At 48.5% G+C, this 19632-nt stretch carries 9 protein-coding genes; all 9 read left to right on the forward strand.

Annotation, left to right across the window (positions count from 1 at the left end):
* Nucleotides 1–160: 160 nt before the first annotated feature.
* Nucleotides 161–1780 carry a response regulator gene (locus tag ELR57_RS24750; RefSeq protein ID WP_126962067.1) on the forward strand — a complete coding sequence of 540 codons (1620 nt, stop codon included), beginning with the start codon at nt 161–163 and terminating at the stop codon, nt 1778–1780.
* Nucleotides 1781–1784: 4 nt separating this feature from the next.
* The gene (locus ELR57_RS24755) at nt 1785–3563 is read left to right on the forward strand and encodes a sensor histidine kinase (protein ID WP_126962069.1); all 1779 of its coding nucleotides are present in this window, start codon (nt 1785–1787) and stop codon (nt 3561–3563) included.
* Between the two features lie 3 nt (nt 3564–3566).
* Nucleotides 3567–4553 (forward strand): substrate-binding domain-containing protein, encoded by a 987-nt coding sequence (locus ELR57_RS24760; RefSeq protein ID WP_126962071.1) that lies wholly within the window; start codon nt 3567–3569, stop codon nt 4551–4553.
* Nucleotides 4554–4787: 234 nt separating this feature from the next.
* The gene (locus ELR57_RS24765) at nt 4788–6302 is read left to right on the forward strand and encodes a sugar ABC transporter ATP-binding protein (protein WP_126962073.1); all 1515 of its coding nucleotides are present in this window, start codon (nt 4788–4790) and stop codon (nt 6300–6302) included.
* Nucleotides 6303–6319: 17 nt separating this feature from the next.
* A complete protein-coding gene (locus ELR57_RS24770; RefSeq protein ID WP_126962075.1) occupies nt 6320–7339 on the forward strand; it encodes an ABC transporter permease in 1020 nt (339 codons plus the stop codon).
* Nucleotides 7340–7410: 71 nt separating this feature from the next.
* A complete protein-coding gene (locus ELR57_RS24775) occupies nt 7411–8424 on the forward strand; it encodes an ABC transporter substrate-binding protein (RefSeq protein WP_192896616.1) in 1014 nt (337 codons plus the stop codon).
* A gap of 594 nt (nt 8425–9018) precedes the next feature.
* Nucleotides 9019–13974, forward strand: a complete 4956-nt coding sequence (locus tag ELR57_RS24780) for a S8 family serine peptidase (RefSeq protein ID WP_158630159.1) — start codon at nt 9019–9021, stop codon at nt 13972–13974.
* 21 nt (nt 13975–13995) lie between these two features.
* Nucleotides 13996–14664: a hypothetical protein gene (locus ELR57_RS24785; protein ID WP_126962078.1), complete on the forward strand. Its 669-nt coding sequence runs from the start codon at nt 13996–13998 to the stop codon at nt 14662–14664.
* Nucleotides 14665–19617, forward strand: a complete 4953-nt coding sequence (locus ELR57_RS24790; protein WP_126962080.1) for an RHS repeat domain-containing protein — start codon at nt 14665–14667, stop codon at nt 19615–19617. It begins immediately after the preceding gene.
* Nucleotides 19618–19632: the final 15 nt, after the last annotated feature.

The following is a 19632-nucleotide window of genomic DNA, read 5'->3' on the forward strand; positions in this document are numbered from 1 at the left end:
TGATGTCTTCGTCTATCCATGCCCTTGCGAAGATTCCAGGAGATTCTTCGATCAGCAGAAGATTTTTTCCCATTGCCCTCCCCTAGAGCAAACGGCTATTCTAAAGTAGAGTCTGTCTATAGAGGATGTTCCGACCCTAACGCGAAGGAGGGCATACCCGATGTACAAACTTATTATCGTCGATGACGAGGTGCTGGTTCGGCAGGCGATCAAGAGCCAGATGAATTGGGCGGAGCTCGGCTTCGAATGCTCCGGCGTCTACGAGGACGGAGCGGACGCGCTCGAATCGATGGAGCGGGAAGAGGCCGACGTCGTCTTGACCGATATTGGGATGCCGTTCATGGACGGCCTGGAGCTAACCCGGGAGCTGGCCGCGAAGTACCCGCAGGCGAAGGTGATCATCCTGACGGGCTACGACGATTTCGATTACGCGCAGCAGGCGTTAAAGCTGCAAGCCGTGGACTATATTTTGAAACCGGTTACATCCTCCGAGCTGGGAGCGGTCCTGTCTAAGCTGCGGGAAGAACTGGACGCGAAGAGGAACCGGGAACAGGATTATGAGCAGTTGAAGCGAGAGCTGGCGGAGAGCATGCCGGTTCTTCGGGAGAGATTCCTGGAGCGGCTGATGACCTCGGAGATGCCGGTTCGCCAGAGGGAGGAGGGCATGAGCTATTTCCGGCTGGAATGGGCGGGACCTCACCTCGTTGAGCTGGCTGTCGACGTAGACGAGTACAATTGGGAGCTGCCGGCATCGATCACCGATCAGCAGCTCATCCGATTCGCGGTGTTTAACGTCGCGCAGGAATTAATAGCAAAAAGCGAGGGGACGGCGGTCTTCCGGGACAGGGAGAATCGAGTGCTCGCTTTGTTGTCGGGGAACGACCCGCAGGAGCTGCAAGAGAAGGCGCTCTCGGTGGCGGAGGAAGTGCACCAGGCGGTAACGGCCATCCTCCCGGTGAAGCTCTCGATCGGCATCGGCTGCAGCTGCCGCGACCGGGAAGACTTGCTCTTCGCTCACCGCACGGCGTTATCGGCGCTCGAATACCGCTTCGTTATCGGAGATAACGCCATCATCCGGCTGTCCGACGTCGAGCAGCGCAGGAGGCCGGAGGAGCTGTCCGTAGTCGCCTGGGAGAACGAATTCGTCACGAAGCTGAAGACCGGCACTTCGGAAGAGATGGACGAAGCGGTGGACCGGCTCTTCGCGGACATTCGCAAGAGTCTGCTGCCTTTGGAGATCTGCCAGATGTACCTGCAGCGGCTCGTGCTGACGATCGTGCATACTTCCTACGAGATGACTTCGGGCGAACAGAAAGGGACCGAGCCGGCTTACAGCCCGGTGCAGCAGATGGCGTTCCTCGAATCTCTCGACGAGACGCAGGAGTGGATGCGAGAGCTGTGCCGCTCGACAATCGCCAAGATCCGGAGCTTGCGCGAGGACCAGAGCGCGTCGCAGGTGAACAAGGCGCTCGAATATGTCCGAAGGAACCTGAAGGACCCGGACCTGTCGCTGATCTCGGCCTGCAAGCATATCTCGATGAGCCCGAGCTACTTCAGCGCCATCTTCAAGCAGCGTACCGGCCGGACCTTTATCGAGCAGGTGACTTATGCGCGCATGGAGCGGGCCAAGGAGCTTCTGGCCAATACCTCGATGAAGAGCTATGAGGTCGCCCATGAGGTCGGATACGGCGACCCGCATTACTTCAGCGGAGTGTTCAAGAAATACGCAGGCGACACCCCGACCGACTACCGTCTCAAAACGACGTCAAAGAAAGCGTGATCCCGTGAGGCTTCTTTTCCGAATCCGCAGCTTTCAGACCCACATCGCGCTCGCCTTCGTTGCGGTGATTCTTCTGACCATTCTCATCATGGGCGTGACGTCCTACTATCTCTCGAGAGAATCCGTTCAGTCGAATGCGCAATCCTACACCGCGGAGATCGTCAAGCAGGTCAACAAGAACATCAACTCGTACGTGAACGGAATGACTTATATGTCCGACCTCGTCGCGAACAACCGGACCGTCGTGGAATATCTGTCCTCCTCTTCGTTCTCGAGCTTGGCCGAAGAGAAGAAGCAGAAAGAGACGATCACCGACTTCCTGGAGTCGATGCTCGTCTCGAGGACGGATATCGCTTCGGTCAACATTATCGGCAACGGCGACAAGCTGCTGACGGGACGCCAGGATCTTGATTGGAATCCGTATGTCGATCTGCGCGCCATGAAATGGTATACGGATGCGATCGCGGCCCACGGAGAGAACGTGATCTCGTCCTCTCATGTCCAGCCTATTTTCAAAGACCGTTATCCGTGGGTGGTGTCGCTGAGCCGGGAGCTGATCGGCCGGGACGGACAGAGCCTGGGCGTGTTCCTCGTCGACCTCAATTTCAGCGTCATGAACGATATCCTTAAGGACATCAAGCTCGGGCATCGCGGTTACGTCTTCATCGTGGACCAGAACGGAAGGCTCGTCTATCATCCTCAGCAGCAGCTGATCTATAGCAATCTGAAGTCCGAGATGATCGGCAAGGTGCTGGAGGCGAAGAACGGAACGTTCACGAGCAATGAAGGCGGCGACAGCCGAATGTATACGGTGCAGGATTCCGACTTCGGCTGGAAGATCGTCGGCGTCTCTTACGTGAACGAGCTTGCGCAGAATCAGGAGAATTTGAAGCTGGGCTTCCTCGCGCTGGCTCTGATGTGCATCGTGCTGGCGGCGATGATCGCGATCTATCTCACTCAACGGGTCAGCCGCCCGATCCGGCAGCTGGAGAGGCATATGAAGGAAGTAGAGCGCGGCAACTTCGATATCCATGTGCAAGTGCCGAGGACGATCGAGATCGGAAGGCTGGCGAGGGCGTTCAATCTAATGGTCGGCAAGATCAAGGAGCTGATGAACCAGATCATTCTCGATCAGGAGCAGAAGCGGCAGAGCGAGATCAACGCTCTGCAGGCGCAAATCAATCCTCACTTCCTATACAACACGCTCGATTCGATCGTCTGGATGGCCGAGAGCAACAAGAACCGGGAGGTCATCGCGATGACATCGGCTCTCGCCAAGCTGTTCCGAGCTTCGATCAGCAAGGGAGAGGAGCTGGTGCCCGTCAAGAACGAGATCGAGCACATCACGAACTATTTGCGAATCCAGCAGATGCGCTACAGCGATAAGTTGGACTATTCGATCGACATCGGCGATTCCGCGCAGCATTTCTACACGATTAAGGTGATCCTGCAGCCCATCGTCGAGAACGCGATCTATCACGGGATCAAGAAGAAGAAAGGCATGGGCTTCATCACGATAACCTCGGAAGAGACCGAGAACGATCTGATGCTTGTTGTCGAAGACAACGGCATCGGCATGGACGAGGAGACGGTCCGGACGTTGCTGCTTCCGACGGCCATAAGGAAGGAAGGCAGAGGAGTCGGCGTGCGGAATGTGCATGAACGGCTCCAGCTCTATTTCGGATTGCAATACGGCCTGTCCTATTCAAGCCGGCCTGGCGCCGGAACGAAGGTGACGATTACGTTGCCGAAGACATCTAATCCGCTGGAGCAGGGAGAGTGACCGATGATCGCGAGCCGCCTTCGAACCATTCTAGGAGCCGTCGCTGCCGTCATTGCCCTCGTATTGCTCGGCCAATATCTGATCGGCAAGCTTGCGAAGCCCGAGAGAATCGATATTCAAGTCATTATCAAATCGACCGACAAAAACATTGAGTTCTGGCAGGTGATGAAGGACGGGATCGAAGTCGCGACGAACGAGTTCGGGCCGTCCGTGGAGGTGACGGGTTCCCGTTCCGACGCCGATATCGACGGGCAGATCGCATTGGTCGAGCAAGCAATCGAGAAAAAGCCGGATGCCATTATTCTGGCGGCCAACGATATAAATCGACTGGTGCCTGCCGTCGAGGAAGGGGCGAAGCGGGGCATTCGTTTCTTCATCGTCGATTCCGGCATCAATTCGGACATCGCGGAGAGCGTGATCGCTACGGACAACATCAAAGCGGGACAAGCCGCGGGCATGGAAATGCTGCGGCATCTGGACGGGCCCGGCAAGATCGCGATCATCAACTACGTGCAGACTGCGGCTTCTCTTATCGACCGGGAACGGGGAGTCCGGTTGATGCTGGAGGGGAGGAAGGACATCGAGCTGATGGACACCTTCAATGCGGCCGGGTCGGAGACGAACGCCTACCAAATGGCGAAGCAGGTTCTCGAAGACAATCCGGACGTGCGGGGAATCATCGGCCTGAACGAGCCGACGACAGTCGGCGCGGCGCGAGCGATCAAGGAGATGGGGCGGCAGGGCCAGGTCAAGCTGATCGGGTTCGACAGCTCCGTTAACGAGATCAAGCTGCTGGAGGAAGAAGCGATGCAGGCGACCGTGATCCAGAAGCCGTTCCAGATGGGGTACCTCAGCATCAAAACGGCGGTGGAGGCGTTCCAGGACAAAAAGGTGCCGAAGGTGATCGATACGGGGTCTCTGGTGATCACGAAGCAAAATATGTACGACGAGGAGAACCAGAAGCTGCTGTTTCCTTTCTACGATAAATAAGGCTGAGGACGCTTCCACGCATCTTCATAACAGAAACGGGCGAAAGCCCGTTTTTTTGTTTTCGGCAGGCCGCGCTCAACTCCGCATTTTATTCGACTGTTTCCGTAAGAAATCACATGTAAGCGATTCCAATGGACGTGTAACATGAGAAGCATGAAGGATGAAGCAAGGGCAAGGCATATGGCAAGGCGTTCTCAACAAGGCAGAACGGCCAGGTGAGAAGGAGGAGCTTGCATGAGCGCACCGCTCGTGAACATGAGAGGAATCGAGAAGCATTTTGCCGGCGTGCATGCGCTGAACGATTGCCGGTTTGAACTTCGCGCGGGCGAGGTTCACGCGCTTGTCGGAGAGAATGGAGCCGGCAAGTCCACGCTGATGAAGATCCTGACCGGCGTATACCAGATGGATGCGGGCGAGATCGAATTCAAGGGAGAGCTTGTCCCTATTCCCGATACGAAGGCGGCCCAGAAGCTTGGCATCAGCATGATTCACCAGGAGCTGAATCTCGCTCCGGACTTAACGGTTGCGCAGAACATCTTTATCGGCCGGGAGCCTAGGAAGCTGGCCGGCATCCTGCTGGACGATAAGAAGCTGAACCGGCAGGCGGAACAGCTGCTTAAGCAGATGAACCTCGACATCGAGCCAACCGCTCTCGTCGGCAACTTAACGGTCGCCAAGCAGCAGATGGTCGAGATCGTCAAAGCGATCTCCTACGAGTCGCAGGCGCTCATCATGGACGAGCCGACCGCCGCGCTCAGCGACTCCGAGATCGAGGAGCTGTTCGCCATGATCGACAAGCTGAGGCTGCGCGGAGTCGGGATCGTCTATATCTCGCATCGCATGGCGGAGCTGCAGCGGATCAGCGACCGAATCACCGTGATGCGCGACGGCTGCTATATCGATACGGTGCCGACGAAGGAGACGACGGTCGATCGGATCATCGCGATGATGGTCGGCCGCGAGCTTTATCACTCGGCATCGCCGGAGAGCCTGTCGCAGAGCGGGGAAGTCGTGCTCGAGGTGAAGGAGCTCAGTCGAGGCCATGCGTTCAAGAAAGTAAGCTTCCAGCTTCGCAAAGGCGAAATCCTAGGCCTCTCCGGCCTGATCGGAGCGGGACGCACGGAAGTGGCGAGAGCGATCTTCGGAGCGGATCGGGCCGATTCCGGCGAGATCTTCGTCCGCGGCAAGAAGGTGAAGATGTCGAACCCGCACCAAGCGGTGAACGAAGGAATCGGATACCTGTCCGAGGACCGCAAGAGGTTCGGATGCCTGGTCGAGCTGGACGTCCAATCCAACGTGGCCATCTCTTCGTTCCGAAGGTTCTCCAAGCTGAGCTGGATGTCCAAAGCACGGATTCGCCAATCCGCGGAGAGCGTCGTCGAGAGCCTGAAGGTCAAAACGCCGAGCGTTCAACAAACGATGAGGAATCTGTCCGGCGGCAACCAGCAGAAGGTCATCATCGGCAAGTGGCTGACGAAGGACTGCGACATTCTCATCTTCGACGAGCCGACGAGAGGGATCGACATCGGCGCGAAGAGCGAGATATATAAGCTGCTGGACAGCCTAGCCCAGCAAGGCAAGTCCATCATCATGATCAGCTCGGAGCTTCCGGAGATTCTTCGCCTTAGCCATCGGGTGCTCGTCATGTGCGAGGGCCGGTTGACGGCCGATCTCGTGAACGACGGCAAGCTCTCGCAAGAAACGATCATGCAATTCGCAACCCGGAGAGAAGAGGAGCTTCACGCCTAAACAGAGGGGGATATTCCATGAAAAGAACGTCGCTCGCGCTTGGGCAGCAAGCGCCGGCAGGCCAACGGCCGATTCGGTTCAAAAGCGGATTACTGCAGCAATTCCTGGCATTCGGCAGTCTGATCGTCTTGGTCATCTTCTTCTCGTTCGCCTCCGAGAACTTCTTCCAGTTCTCGAATATCGTCGGCATTCTCCTGTCGACGGCGGTGACGGGCGTCCTGGCGCTTGGCGCCACCTTCGTCATTATCACGGGAGGGATCGACCTCTCGGTCGGCACGGTCATGACGCTGAGCGCGGTCATGACGGGGGTCAGCATCACCTTCTGGGGGACGCCGATCTGGATCGGACTCCTGGTCGGCATCCTGACGGGCGCGCTCTGCGGCTTAGTGTCCGGTTACGCGGTTGCGAAGCTGAACATTCCGCCGTTCATCGCCACGCTGGCGATGATGATGATCGCCAAAGGGCTCGCGCTCGTCATCTCGGGAACGAAGCCGATCTACTTCTCGGACGCGAAGGGATTCACCGACATCTCGCTCGGCTCCCTGCTCGACAAGATCTTCCCCGGGTTCTCGATTCCGAACGCCGTTCTGATCTTCTTCGGCGCCGCCATCGTCGGCAGCTTGATGCTGACCCGGACCTTGATCGGCCGGTACGACTTCGCCATCGGCAGCAATGAAGAGGCGGCTCGTCTGTCCGGCGTCAACGTCGGCTTCTGGAAGATCGCGATCTACACGATCGCGGGCGTGTTCACCGGCATCGCCGGCATCCTGATCGCCTCCCGCCTCAATTCCGCTCAGCCGGCGCTCGGCCAGGGCTACGAGCTGGAAGCGATCGCGGCGGTCGTCATCGGCGGCACCTCGCTTAGCGGGGGCAAGGGCACCATCGTCGGCACGGTGATCGGCGCGCTCATCATGAGCGTGCTTACGAACGGGCTTCGCATTCTGTCGGTGCCTCAGGAGTGGCAAACGGTCGTCGTCGGCTTCGTTATCTTCCTGGCGGTTTACGCCGACATAATCAGACGCAAGAGAGCCGCTTGATTCCGATATGGTCTTCGGTTCGAAGATTATATATAAAGGCTGTCAAACACATTTTGAAGGGGAGCGTTCCTATGAAGAAAAGCATGAGAGCATGGTCCACCGCCTCGCTGCTGCTGGCCGGAGTCTTAGCCCTATCGGCTTGCGGTTCGAACAACAACGGCAACGCCGGCAAGTCGGCCGCGCCGGAATCCAGCAAGCCCGCAGCTTCTTCCTCCGAGAAGCTGTACATCCCGATCATCTCGAAGGGATTCCAGCACCAGTTCTGGCAGGCCGTCAAGACCGGCGCCGAGAAAGCGGCCGCGGAGCTGAACGTCGAGATTACGTTCGAAGGTCCGGAGACGGAAGAACAGGTCGACAAGCAGCTCGAGATGCTGCAGGTCGCCTTGGATAAGAAGCCCGACGCGATCGGTTTCGCCGCGCTGGACAGCAAGGCGGCCCAGCCTTATCTGGATAAGGCGAAGAGCTCGAACATCCCGGTCATCGCGTTCGACTCCGGCGTCGACAGCGACATTCCGGTGACGACGGCTTCGACGGACAACAAGGCGGCAGCCGCGCTCGCAGCCGACAAGATGGCCGAGTTGATCGGCGGCAAGGGCGAGATCGCGATCGTCGCCCACGACCAGACGAGCCGCACGGGCGTCGATCGTCGAGATGGCTTCAAGGAGCAGATCGAATCGAAGTATCCCGACATCAAGATCGTCGACATTCAATACAGCGGCGACCATCTGAAGGCGACCGACCTTACGAAAGCGATCATGCAAGCCCATCCGAACATCAAGGGCATCTTCGGAACGAACGAAGGCGCGGCGATCGGCGTCCTGAACGGCGTCTCCGAAGCGAAGATGGACGGCAAGGTGGTCGTCATCGGCTTCGACTCCGGCAAGGCGCAGATGGACGCGATCCGCAGCGGCAAGTTGGCCGGAGCCATCACGCAGAACCCGATCGGCATCGGCTACGAGACGGTGAAGGCGGCGGTTGCGGCAATCAAGGGCGAGACCGTCGAGAAGAATATCGATACCGGCTTCTATTGGTACGACAAGAACAACATCGACGACGAGAAGATCAAGGCCGTACTCTACGAGTAACATTAATAGGGAAGAAAAAGGGAGGGAGCGCAAGTCGCTCCCTCCCTTTGACGACTAAGAAACGGACTTATTGTGCCCAATAAATACATCTGCTCAAATATTGATAGGAAACGCTCAAGATCCATACGTTCGTTTGGGTCGGAAATCAGGGGGATGAACAGGACCGGCAGCAAACATCGACGTAATATCAAGGAGGGGGATTACTATTCCAACCGTTATGCTTAGTAAGACTCTTCTCGTTACAATCATGAAGCATACATATTTTTAAACAAAGGCTATCAGAATTCTAAAAAACACGAATTATGAGGCTGTGGACGAACGATCTCCTCTATAGTTGATTTCTAGATTCTGTGTTACTAGATAAATAGTCTTTACCTAATCTTTATCTCAAACTATTTATATTATTACATAAACTAATAAAAAATACTAAAAAATAACAAAATATCTCAATGAAAACGAGGTTTTATTACTATATTATAGATTTATCGAATTATAAATTATGGAAGGAGTATAATTATGAGAGTTTTTTGTTATTTTAAGGAGATAGCTTCGAAGGCGGGAGTTTTGTGTCTTATAGGAGCGTTACTACTGTCAGTGGTTCCTGCTTCACCGATTGCTCCAACGGTGCATGCAGCAAGCAAAAGTGATAGTAAGCAGTCCTCGAAGTACATTGTTGGTTTGAAAAAGGACGTAGCAACGGATTCTTTTATTTCCAAGAAGGGTTTCGATCATAGGAAAGTTAGAAAAGGTAGAGGCTCAAACACTTTAATGCTGAGCTTGGATCCTGATGAAGTAAGTAACTTGAAAAAAGATTCCAGTGTTCGGTTCGTGGAACCAGACGCTAAAGTTAGTGTTGCATCAATTGATTCTGTCACCCTTACTAATGATAGTGAATTAGAGGAACACCAGCCTTCAGCGGAGACTATGCCTTGGGGCGTTCATGCAATCGGGGCGGACTTGGCAGATAGTCAGCATTTGAATGGGATCGGGATAAAGGTTGCTGTTCTCGACACGGGAATATCACGGCATGAGGATCTAAACGTGAGAGGCGGGGTAACATTCGTACCCGATACGGAAAGTTACTACGACGATAACGGTCATGGCACGCATGTGGCAGGGATAATAGGGGCCCAAGAGAATAATATTGGCATCGTAGGGGTTGCACCGAAGGTAGAGTTATATGCGGTGAAGGTTCTGGACAGCATGGGTACCGGCAGTTATAGCCAAGTTATTCAAGGAATTGACTGGGCGGTCGAGCATGACATGGATATCCTCTCGATGAGCATTGGTGGTGAAGTTGATAGTCAGGCGTTGCATGAGGCGATTACGAGTGCTATGAATCATGGTGTAATTGTCATTGCTGCAGCCGGCAACAAGGGGGCAGGAGAAGAGTCGGAAATATATCCGGCATTATATCCGGGGGTTGTGTCGGTCGGGGCGGTAGATCAGTCATTACAGAAAGCGAACTTCTCAAGTACTGGTAGTGAATTAGATCTTATGGCGCCTGGAATGAGCATTCGAAGTACAAACTTTAATGGAGGTTATAGTTCTCTCTCTGGAACTTCAATGGCAGTTCCGTTTGCTACAGGAGCCGCAGCCTTGCTTTGGTCTGCCAATAAGGAATGGACGGCAGAGCATATCATTCAACAGCTTTACGAAACGGCGACACCACTTGGCGCGGCTCATGAATATGGACATGGGCTTATTAACGTTGCTAAAGCGCTGCAACTGATAAATGGACCTGTTGAGCTTGATGTAATGTCCTCCCCTAATGATCCCAATGCATCTTTTGATGTTAATGAACAAGATGCTCGTTTGCTCGAATTAAGCAACCAATTGGATGCGCTTTATCGTAAGGCCTATCAATCGGACGATCAAGCACTCGCTAAGAAAATAAAAACTCAATACTATGAGTTATACAGGCAGAACGTAAATCTGCATCAGGTTACAATGGTTAATTCCTCTTTGTCAAAAGAAGAACGAAGTGTGCAACTTCAGAGTCAAATAGCGGCATTCGAGAACCGATCCGAAGAATTTAAGAAACTCGAAGAGGCTTATCAACAAGCGATAACAATTGCATTAAATGCTGTTCTACCCGAGGGTTCGATTACTAATACGAATTACAAAACAGGAGATGGTCAGGTCGTTCAAGCAGGTCAAGAAGCTAAGGTGTCAATCGCTTGGGTACAAGTCCCTTCGAAGGTAGATATCCAGGTTAGCAACTTAGACACTCAGTCGATTGTATCTTTAGACACATACTATCCTGATGATTTATTTATGACCTATACGTGGAGTACTCTTGATACGACAAGTCCCGGTCACTATCAGATCCGTTTATCATATCCGGATGGACCAGTAGACTTCGATGATTTTTCCATTGAAGTAACGGAGCCGGTAACCCAAGTGCCTGTGGAGCAAGAGCCGGTGCCTGTGGAGCAAGAGCCGGTGCCTGTGGAGCAAGAGCCGGTGCCTGTGGAGCAAGAGCCGGTGCCTGTGGAGCAAGAACCGGTGCCTGTGGAGCAAGAGCCGGTGCCTGTGGAGCAAGAACCGGTGCCTGTGGAGCAAGAACCGGTGCCTGTGGAGCAAGAGCCGGTGCCTGTGGAGCAAGAGCCGGTGATCGTGGAGCAAGAACCGGTGCCTGTAGTGGATGAGCCTCTGATGTCCATTCAAGCAACTACCTTAACTCTGAATTCAGCAGTGGATGTTAATTTGGCAGAAGGAGTAACACAGATATATGCATTTACACCGTCCGCTACTGACAAATATAAATTTTTTACCGGGCCTTATGGGGGGACAGGAGCGGAGAACGACACTGTTTTAGAATTGTTCTCGGATGCTAATTTAACCAACTTGATTGATTCAAACGATGATGCTAACAGTACCCTATTCTCTGAGATTGGCACGACGTTAACTGCAGGAGTGACAGTTTATCTAAGATTAAGCGGATATGGTCTAGGAGCTGTTCATGCACGGTTAACAGTGAAAAACTTTATTACAACAATCACGGTGGGAAGTTCTACAAATGTAAGTTCAGCTTCTGCTTATAAATTTGTTCCGACCACTTCAGGTTTTTATCGGTTTTATACGTCTTATTACGGAGGTAGCAGCAGTGCAGGGGTGAATGACACCTACTTAACTTTGTACTCGGACAATAATCTCACCCAATTCATTGACTATAACGATGACGCATACAATGGCAACAGTTTTTCTGAGATTTCCAGCTACTTAATAGCCGGAGTGCCTTATTATATTCAAATTGACAACTATTTCGATGTTGTGCATGCGAGATTGCAAATCGCGGCTGTAACGCTAGATTCACTTTCGTTAAATTCTGCGGTGAATTTAGATTCCTCAACTGGCTTGTTGAAGATGTATTCCTTCACGCCTACGACAACGGATACGTTCAAGTTTGTCACGGGCCCTTATGGGGGAACAGGGGACGATAACGATACCTTAATCGAACTCTATTCGGATCCGCAGCTAACTAACCTGATTGCTGCGAATGATGAAGGATTAATAAGCTACTTTTCCGAACTGGACATTCAATTAACGCAAGGTGTTACAGTGTATGTGAAAATAAGAACTCCGGTAGGCGATCTATTACATTCCCGCTTCGCTATTAATTTATATACCCCGGCATTAACAACCTCTACCCCAGTGAACGCGGATTCAAGAACGAGTGGGTCTACGATATACAAGTTTACCGCCCCTTCGACAGGCGTATACAAATTCACGACAAGTTACTATGGTGGTAGCACGAGTGCAGGCCTAAACGATACTTTGCTTGGTGCATATTCTGACATTGACCTAATCAATTGGATTGATAACAACGATAATTTCAATAATTCTGTATTTTCTCAAGTCGTTATTTCCGTAACTGCGGGAACGTCAATCTATCTGCAAGTTCAATCGTTAGATTCGAAAGGCGTTCATGCAAGATTGAGTGCAACAGCGCTATCAACATCAACTTTGAGCATAAGCACGACACCTGATATATCAACTTCAGATGTTAAGTTGTATAAGATTACGCCTACGTCAACAGGAACCTATCGAATCAATACGACTTATTACGGTGGTCTTGATACTAACCAGGAAAATGATACGGTTATTTCGGTTTATAGCGATGCTTCATTCCAAACACTTCTCCCATATGGCTATAACGACGACTCGAACGGAATGCTCTTTTCTGAAGTCCTTGTATATCTTACGGCCAATACTTCATACTATCTCAAAGTTTCCGGTTACGACAATGCTCCGTTATATACAAGATTGAAAATTGCTCAGACAGCTGCGCCGTTATCATGGATCGATACTCCAACAAGCAATCAATCGATTAGTAAGTTATTTACGCTTAGTGGGTGGATCTTAGATGGCGCTGGTGTCAATAAAGTTGAAGTTCTTATAGATGGAACTGTTCAGGGTGAAGCGCAGTACGGCTTAAGCAGAGAGGATGTTTTTAATGCCTATCCTGCTTACAATAATCATAATTCTGGATTTCAATATCCATTGAATACAACATTGTTAACAAACGGAACGCATACTCTGACTATACGTGAGACATCAATAATCGGCATATCAACTATTGTTGCCACCAAAAGTTTTAGTATTTCTAATACACTTGATGGAAGTCTTCCAACTGTGAGCAGTCTTAGTGCTTCAGGAGCCGTACAGGCCAATAGCGGTTCATTTGATCTATATGCTTACGGAGTGGCAGACATCGGAGCAGGAGTGGCTAATGTCGAGTTTATTACCTGGTCAGAATTTAATGGACAAGATGACATAAAGACAGTCAAGGGAAAGAATATGGGAAGCGGAACCTGGAAGGCAACGATACCGCTGGATCAACATAACAACGAACGCGGAAATTATATTACGCATGTCTACGTATCCGATTATTCGGGTTATAGGGTTCTAGTCGGTCAAGTGACATCGAAAGTTTATTTGAATGGAATAGATTACCGTTATGACGCAGCAGGGAGGCTGATTTCATTAATACCAGCTCTGAATAAAGAATACAAATTTACCTATGATAAAAATGGAAATATGCTTAAGAGCCAATACTACGACTATAGCAATGACACGTCGGGCTTATCCGGCTACAGCACGACACAAGGAAAGAACAACTGGTACTACCAAGAATGGGATGGAACAACCTTCACCAATTTGACTTGGGATAGTCTTAACGGATTGTGGAGAAATTCTTCGAGCAGTACGGAAATCAGTAGTGACTCCCAACTTCCAGGAACGAAAAATTCCGTAAGAAAGTGGATAGTCTCTACAGTAGGGACCGTAACTATATCAGGGAATGTGGCCAAATCCGATATCACCGGCGGAGACGGAGTAAACGTAAAGATTATGAAGAATAGTACACAGATCTGGCCAGCAAGTGGATGGCAATACATTGCCTACAACAATAACTCTGGCATTAATGTTAACGTGAAAACTACTGTTGCAGCAGGAGATGCCATTTATTTCATAGTCGATAAAAATGCCAATAATTCAAATGATTCAACTAAATGGAATCCCGTTATTTCTTATGATTTTATTTAAACTGAAAGGAGAACATTCGATATGTGGAAACATAAATGGAGCAAGCGATTTATGGTATTGGCGGCAGTATTACTGGTGGTGCTCGCAATGGCTATTGGGTATGTAGTTGCAGAAGAAAACGATCAAGGACCTGATGAAAATAGTATTCGCAGAGAAATCGAAAGCAAGGTGAAGAGCAATCATCATATCCCCCTTCAGATTCAGGAATCATCCGGCGACTTGGCCTTGGAGGCGGAGCTTAACGATCTAAAGAGCAAAGCGCAACAAAACCGAACAAAGCGATTGCATCAAGCGGATCAATACAACTATACGCAAAGTGAACTCGAAGATTTATTAGTCAACGGAGCGACTGTCGAGGATATCTATTATTCGGATTATATTGGCAATGAGTGGCTTGTCGAGCCGAAGGAGCTGATCAAGCAAAAGCAGGATGGCAGTTTATCGTGGACAGAAATAGAAGCAAAAGTGAAGCGTGATAAAGAATCGCAACTAGCCTTGTTATCCAAAAAACACCCAAAAGTCCAAAACTTATTCGCCAAGAAGAAAATGAATTCGGCTGAGAAGCTGCAAATGCTAGAGCTGGCTGATCAACAAGGAGAGCAGGCTGTATCTAAAGCACTGGTCGATTATGAGTCCAAAGGGCTCGAAGGCCTTCACTTAAAGAAATCTGACTCGTTGGAGGAGAACTAAATGAGAACATTGTATTCTTTTCTATTCTCCTTATGCTTTGCATTTCTATTCGCTTTGATTATGAAGCCGAATATCGGACATGCCGAAGTTAGCGGCAGCGTACTTGATGGATTAATCGCTCAGCAAAATATCAATCAAACTGAGAAGCCTCAGTATTCATCATTAGGTGGTGCGAATGAAACTGTTGATCCGAATTCAGGAAAACTAACCTGGACTCAGAATCAAATTCATCTACCGGGTCGAGATGGCCTGGACTTGGATATAGGCGTCTTGTACGATTCGAATTATTCTTTTTCTTATATGAGAAGCTCGACCAGCAGCAAACAAGTCAAAAAGTATAACTATTACATTTCCAGATATGATTTGGGAGTCGGGTTCTCCTTTACGTTCCCATCCATTCAATTGGCGGATGGAGGATATAAATACTATCATCACGGAGACGGGCAAATCTATCGCTTTGATACCAGTGCGACTTCAGAACCTGATAAGACAACGCACCTGATCGGTTACCAAGGCAAAGACATGAAGTTGATGACAGATTCTAGCACAACCGGTCTATATAACAATGGACAGGAACGCTCCAAATATTATTTGGAATACGCGAACAAAAAAAGAGAATATTTTGCTCAAGACGGGCGTCTATTGGGCATTGTGGACCGCTTCGGGAATGAAATCAAATTCCAGCATATTGATCGCCTAATGTATGACGGCAAGACGTATAAAGTCATCTCTTCCATTACGGATACTTTAAATCGGACGGTTACCTTTACTTATGAGTCCAATATATCCAGCGGCAATGATGAGAGCATCTACGTTACTGTCAAAGATGCTAATAACGTACAAACGAACAGCGTTACCTATTTGAAATATGCGCAAGATTTATTATTCAATAGCACTCCTGATGGTTATGTTCCTAATCTTTGGGAAATAGACAATGAGGATGACTATATTTATTTTGGATATGACGTCCAGACGGGAAGGTTTATTTTTACAAGCAAGTCGTTTACTAACTCAGGATATAATAGTTATAACCTCTTAACTGACGTCTATTATCGAAATGCAAGCACTCATACAACGTATGATAAAGTAACGAGAAACTTAGGATCCGGTGGTGTTTGCGAGGATTTCAGAGTGACATCCAGCTATGATGATAAGAGTGGAGGAACTTCGCCAGCGGGAGGCTATTCTCATATCAATTATACCTATAAGGGTGATTATACTGGGTATCCGGCATATACGAATCCTGCTGCATTACCAACAACCTACTATTATTCATCAACGAGTACCGTTCAGAGCAGCACGCCGACCTTTGGATTAGAGAACACGACCAATTTTGATGGAAAGGGAAAACATGTTTCAACGGTTACCTTAGCGAGCAATGGGGAGAAGAAAGTAGTAAATAACTTGCTCTTCGATAGCATACTTAAATCAAAGCCCACAAAAACTCAAATAATGGAATCTGATGGAAGTTCAACGAATGTCCTCTATGTAGGAAGAGAATATGCGGATTGGGGAGGGGTGCTTAGTGAGACTCAGCCGCTTACGGATACTCAATTCAACAATGCTTCAACAAAGGCTAAATATACCACGACATATACGTACGACACAAACTTCTATTTCCCATTAAGTAAATCTTGGTATAAGGATATCGAAAGCACGACACCGATTATAGAATCCTATCAATACTATCCAAGCGGTCGATTAAAGAGTACGACAGATGCAGTGGGAACTGTAGTTAATTATTGCTACGAGTCTACCGATGGGTTGACGTCAACTTGCACTAATCCTAGTGCTACGCTTAATGGAAAAGTGGGGAAAATAAAAGCAACAAAATTGTTAGGCGGCGGTCAAGTTGCAACAACGGAAACCATTTACAAAGCGGACACACAGTTTGCCTACCCAGGAGAGATCATTACCTACTTTACAACACTAAACGATAGCAACCAGAACGTGTCTCAAACGACCAAGAAATCATATACTTACTATGGTACTGGATTAATTCAAACGGAAACAGACGGAGCCGGCAGAACGACTCGGTATGAATACGATGCATTGAGAAGGCTGACAAAAATTCAGTATCCAAAGTTTATTAATTTGGCGAATACACAGTATGATTCTTACGACCAATACCAGTATGACTATGTCTATACCCCGTCGACCGCCGATTCAGAGACGCGTAATATCTATTCTTTGAGGGTGACTAGTAGTAGAACTTATGTCACCACTTCAGGATCTACCCAGATATCTAAACAGGTCTCCTATTACGATGGACTAGGCTTATTAAGATACGACCAATTGATAGGTGGAGGACAGACACAAACAACGCAGTATCATTGGGATGACCTGAAGCGGGCTGTTTATATGATTGATCCGATGGGATATACGACCACGGTTTCGTATGATGAATGGGGCAATCAGAAAGAGTCGATAGATTCGGACAACAATCTATATGTAACGGAAACGAATTTGCTTGCTCGCGAATCAACCACCTATTTCGTTGCTGCTAGCAACGTAGCCACTTACAGGACTAACCCGTACCTGGCCGCTAACAAGTCCAGTGTATTGAAGAAAAGTTATGATCAATGGGGACGTCTCCTTTCGAATACGGCATATAAAACATGGCCTAGTACCAGCCAACCCGTCACTGAGACTTATTCCTATGATTTGACTGGAAATGTAGTAACCCAAACGGACCCCAAAGGAAATGTCAATGATGAGGGGGTGACCAGCAAATTCAGCTATGATGCCAAGAATCGTCTTACGAGCATAAAGGATGCGCTTGGTCAAATAACAAAGTATGAATATAATGCAAATGATCAGATTGTTAGAACCACCATTCAAAATGGCAATTCAGGAACTCAACAGGTTATTAGCACCAAAACGTATAATGAAGTAGGTTTAATAACCTCCAAAACCGACCCGAATAATCAAAAGGAATCCTATTCCATTTTCAATAACGTGGGATTATTAGAGAAGACTACGGATCGCAATGGAACGATTTATAGATATCAATATGACGAGAGAAATTTGCCAAAAATCCAAACGGTTACCGGTATGGTCGGCGGGGTTACTCAGAAACTGCAAACAGAGACAACTATTGGGTATAACGGAATTCTGAATGATAAAATTCAAACCTTGCAAAGCAATGTAACAGGAACATTAGTTGATTCGGGAATATTAACTACGGGAATTGATAGTCTTAAACGTACAACTTCAAAACAAATTCAGGAAAGTGGATTTACATCGTACCTTGGACTTGCGTACGACTTAAATAACCGTATTACTCAAATATCATCTGGTACTAATTCTGCGAGCACGTTCAATGTTCTATATAAGTATGCTAAGAAGAATTTGGAAAAAGTCCAAGTAGACGGTCAGAGCACTGTAAATAACTTGGATTCCACAAATGTAAAGTATACTTATTATCCGAATGGTCAGCTCCAAAGTATAACCTATCCACCATTACCGAACGGGAAACTACTGACAATTAATTATACCTATGATGCACTGAATCGGGTTTCGACTGTCCAAAATAAGAATGGGGTCGATGTACTGTCCTCGTTTACCTATGGATATGACAATAATGGTAACATTACATCGATTATTGAAGTGAGAGGGCAATTCACCACTACGAGCAACTATACCTATGACAAGCTGAATCGCCTGACAGGAACGTCTCGTAATGGCGGAGCAACTGTAAGCTATACTTATGACCTCAAGGGTAATCGTCAAGCCGTTACGAATAATGCATTTGCTTTAACCCCTGAAACTACTCGTTACGATTATGATTTATTGAACAAGTTAAAGTCTATAACAAAGGGAGCTGCTGTAACTTCGTTTGAGTATGCTCCGGACAATCTCCGCTACAAGAAAACCTCCGGTAGTACTGTCAGTCAGTATCGCTACAATCAAAACGGAGAAGTTATAGCAGAGGTAAACGGAAGTAATCAAACGACAGCAAATTACGTACGTGGAGACCGTTTATTGGTTAAAAAGGATGTTGCAACCTCCAAGAATTACTATTACTTATATAATGGTCATGGCGATGTCGTACAGATGGTCGATGCTTCGACGGGAAATGTTGTCAATAGTTACAGCTATGATGAATGGGGCAACATATTACAACAAACAGAAGATCCTTCGGCATCAAATATATTCAAGTATGCTGGGGAAGTATATGATAATGAGACCGGACTATATTATTTAAGGGCCCGATATTATGATCCAAGTGTAGGGAGGTTTATCAATGAGGATACGTATGAGGGGCAGGTAAATAATCCTCTAAGCTTGAACCTTTATACGTATGTCCAGAATAACCCGTTGATTTATACAGATCCGTCAGGTATGTGTGGAGTTAAGAGCTGGGGAGACGCTGGTGATTGCTTTGTAAAAGCCGGTAAGGCTGTAAAGAAAGCGGCAGTCGCGACATACAATTTCTTAATTGGAGATGATCTTAACACTTTATTTGACCCCAACTCATCGCAACAAGAAAAAGATATGGCAGCAAAGATGCTCGCTTTGAACTTTATCCCAGGAGAAGGTCAGGTTGCAAAAATAGGGTTGAAGGCAGCGGAAAAACAGGCATTAAAGATAGCAGAAGAGCAATTAGCCAAACAAATTCTAAAAGAGTCTGATCAATTCATAAATATATACAGGGCTGTTGGTGCAGAAGAGTTTTATCAGATAATGAAGAGTGGCTCCTTTATGGTTAGCCCTATGGGATTTGATGGGAAGCAGTTTGGGTTAAACTTTGATGATACGCTTAAGTTTGCCGAAAAATACAAAGATATCGCAGCAATAGTAGAAGTCAAGGTTTCAAAGACAGAACTCGATAGGCTTGCTGATTATACACACGTCGACCCGTTTATTTTTAAGAATGGTACACTTACGATTCACCTTGAAAACTTGGATGATTTCAACAAAATAATACAGGCAATTAGTCACAAGTACTAATTAGAGGAGATTATT

It is taken from the genome of Cohnella sp. AR92 (assembly GCF_003990975.1).
In the GTDB taxonomy this organism is placed as follows: Bacteria; Bacillota; Bacilli; order Paenibacillales; family Paenibacillaceae; genus Cohnella.

Excerpts from the sequence above, each read along its gene's own strand:
- ELR57_RS24785 (WP_126962078.1), top strand. The coding sequence starts at position 13,996 with ATGTGGAAACATAAATGGAGCAAGCGATTTATGGTATTGGCGGCAGTA.
- ELR57_RS24765 (WP_126962073.1), top strand. The coding sequence starts at position 4,788 with ATGAGCGCACCGCTCGTGAACATGAGAGGAATCGAGAAGCATTTTGCC.
- ELR57_RS24790 (WP_126962080.1), top strand. The coding sequence starts at position 14,665 with ATGAGAACATTGTATTCTTTTCTATTCTCCTTATGCTTTGCATTTCTA.
- ELR57_RS24775 (WP_192896616.1), top strand. The coding sequence starts at position 7,411 with ATGAAGAAAAGCATGAGAGCATGGTCCACCGCCTCGCTGCTGCTGGCC.
- ELR57_RS24750 (WP_126962067.1), top strand. The coding sequence starts at position 161 with ATGTACAAACTTATTATCGTCGATGACGAGGTGCTGGTTCGGCAGGCG.
- ELR57_RS24760 (WP_126962071.1), top strand. The coding sequence starts at position 3,567 with ATGATCGCGAGCCGCCTTCGAACCATTCTAGGAGCCGTCGCTGCCGTC.
- ELR57_RS24770 (WP_126962075.1), top strand. The coding sequence starts at position 6,320 with ATGAAAAGAACGTCGCTCGCGCTTGGGCAGCAAGCGCCGGCAGGCCAA.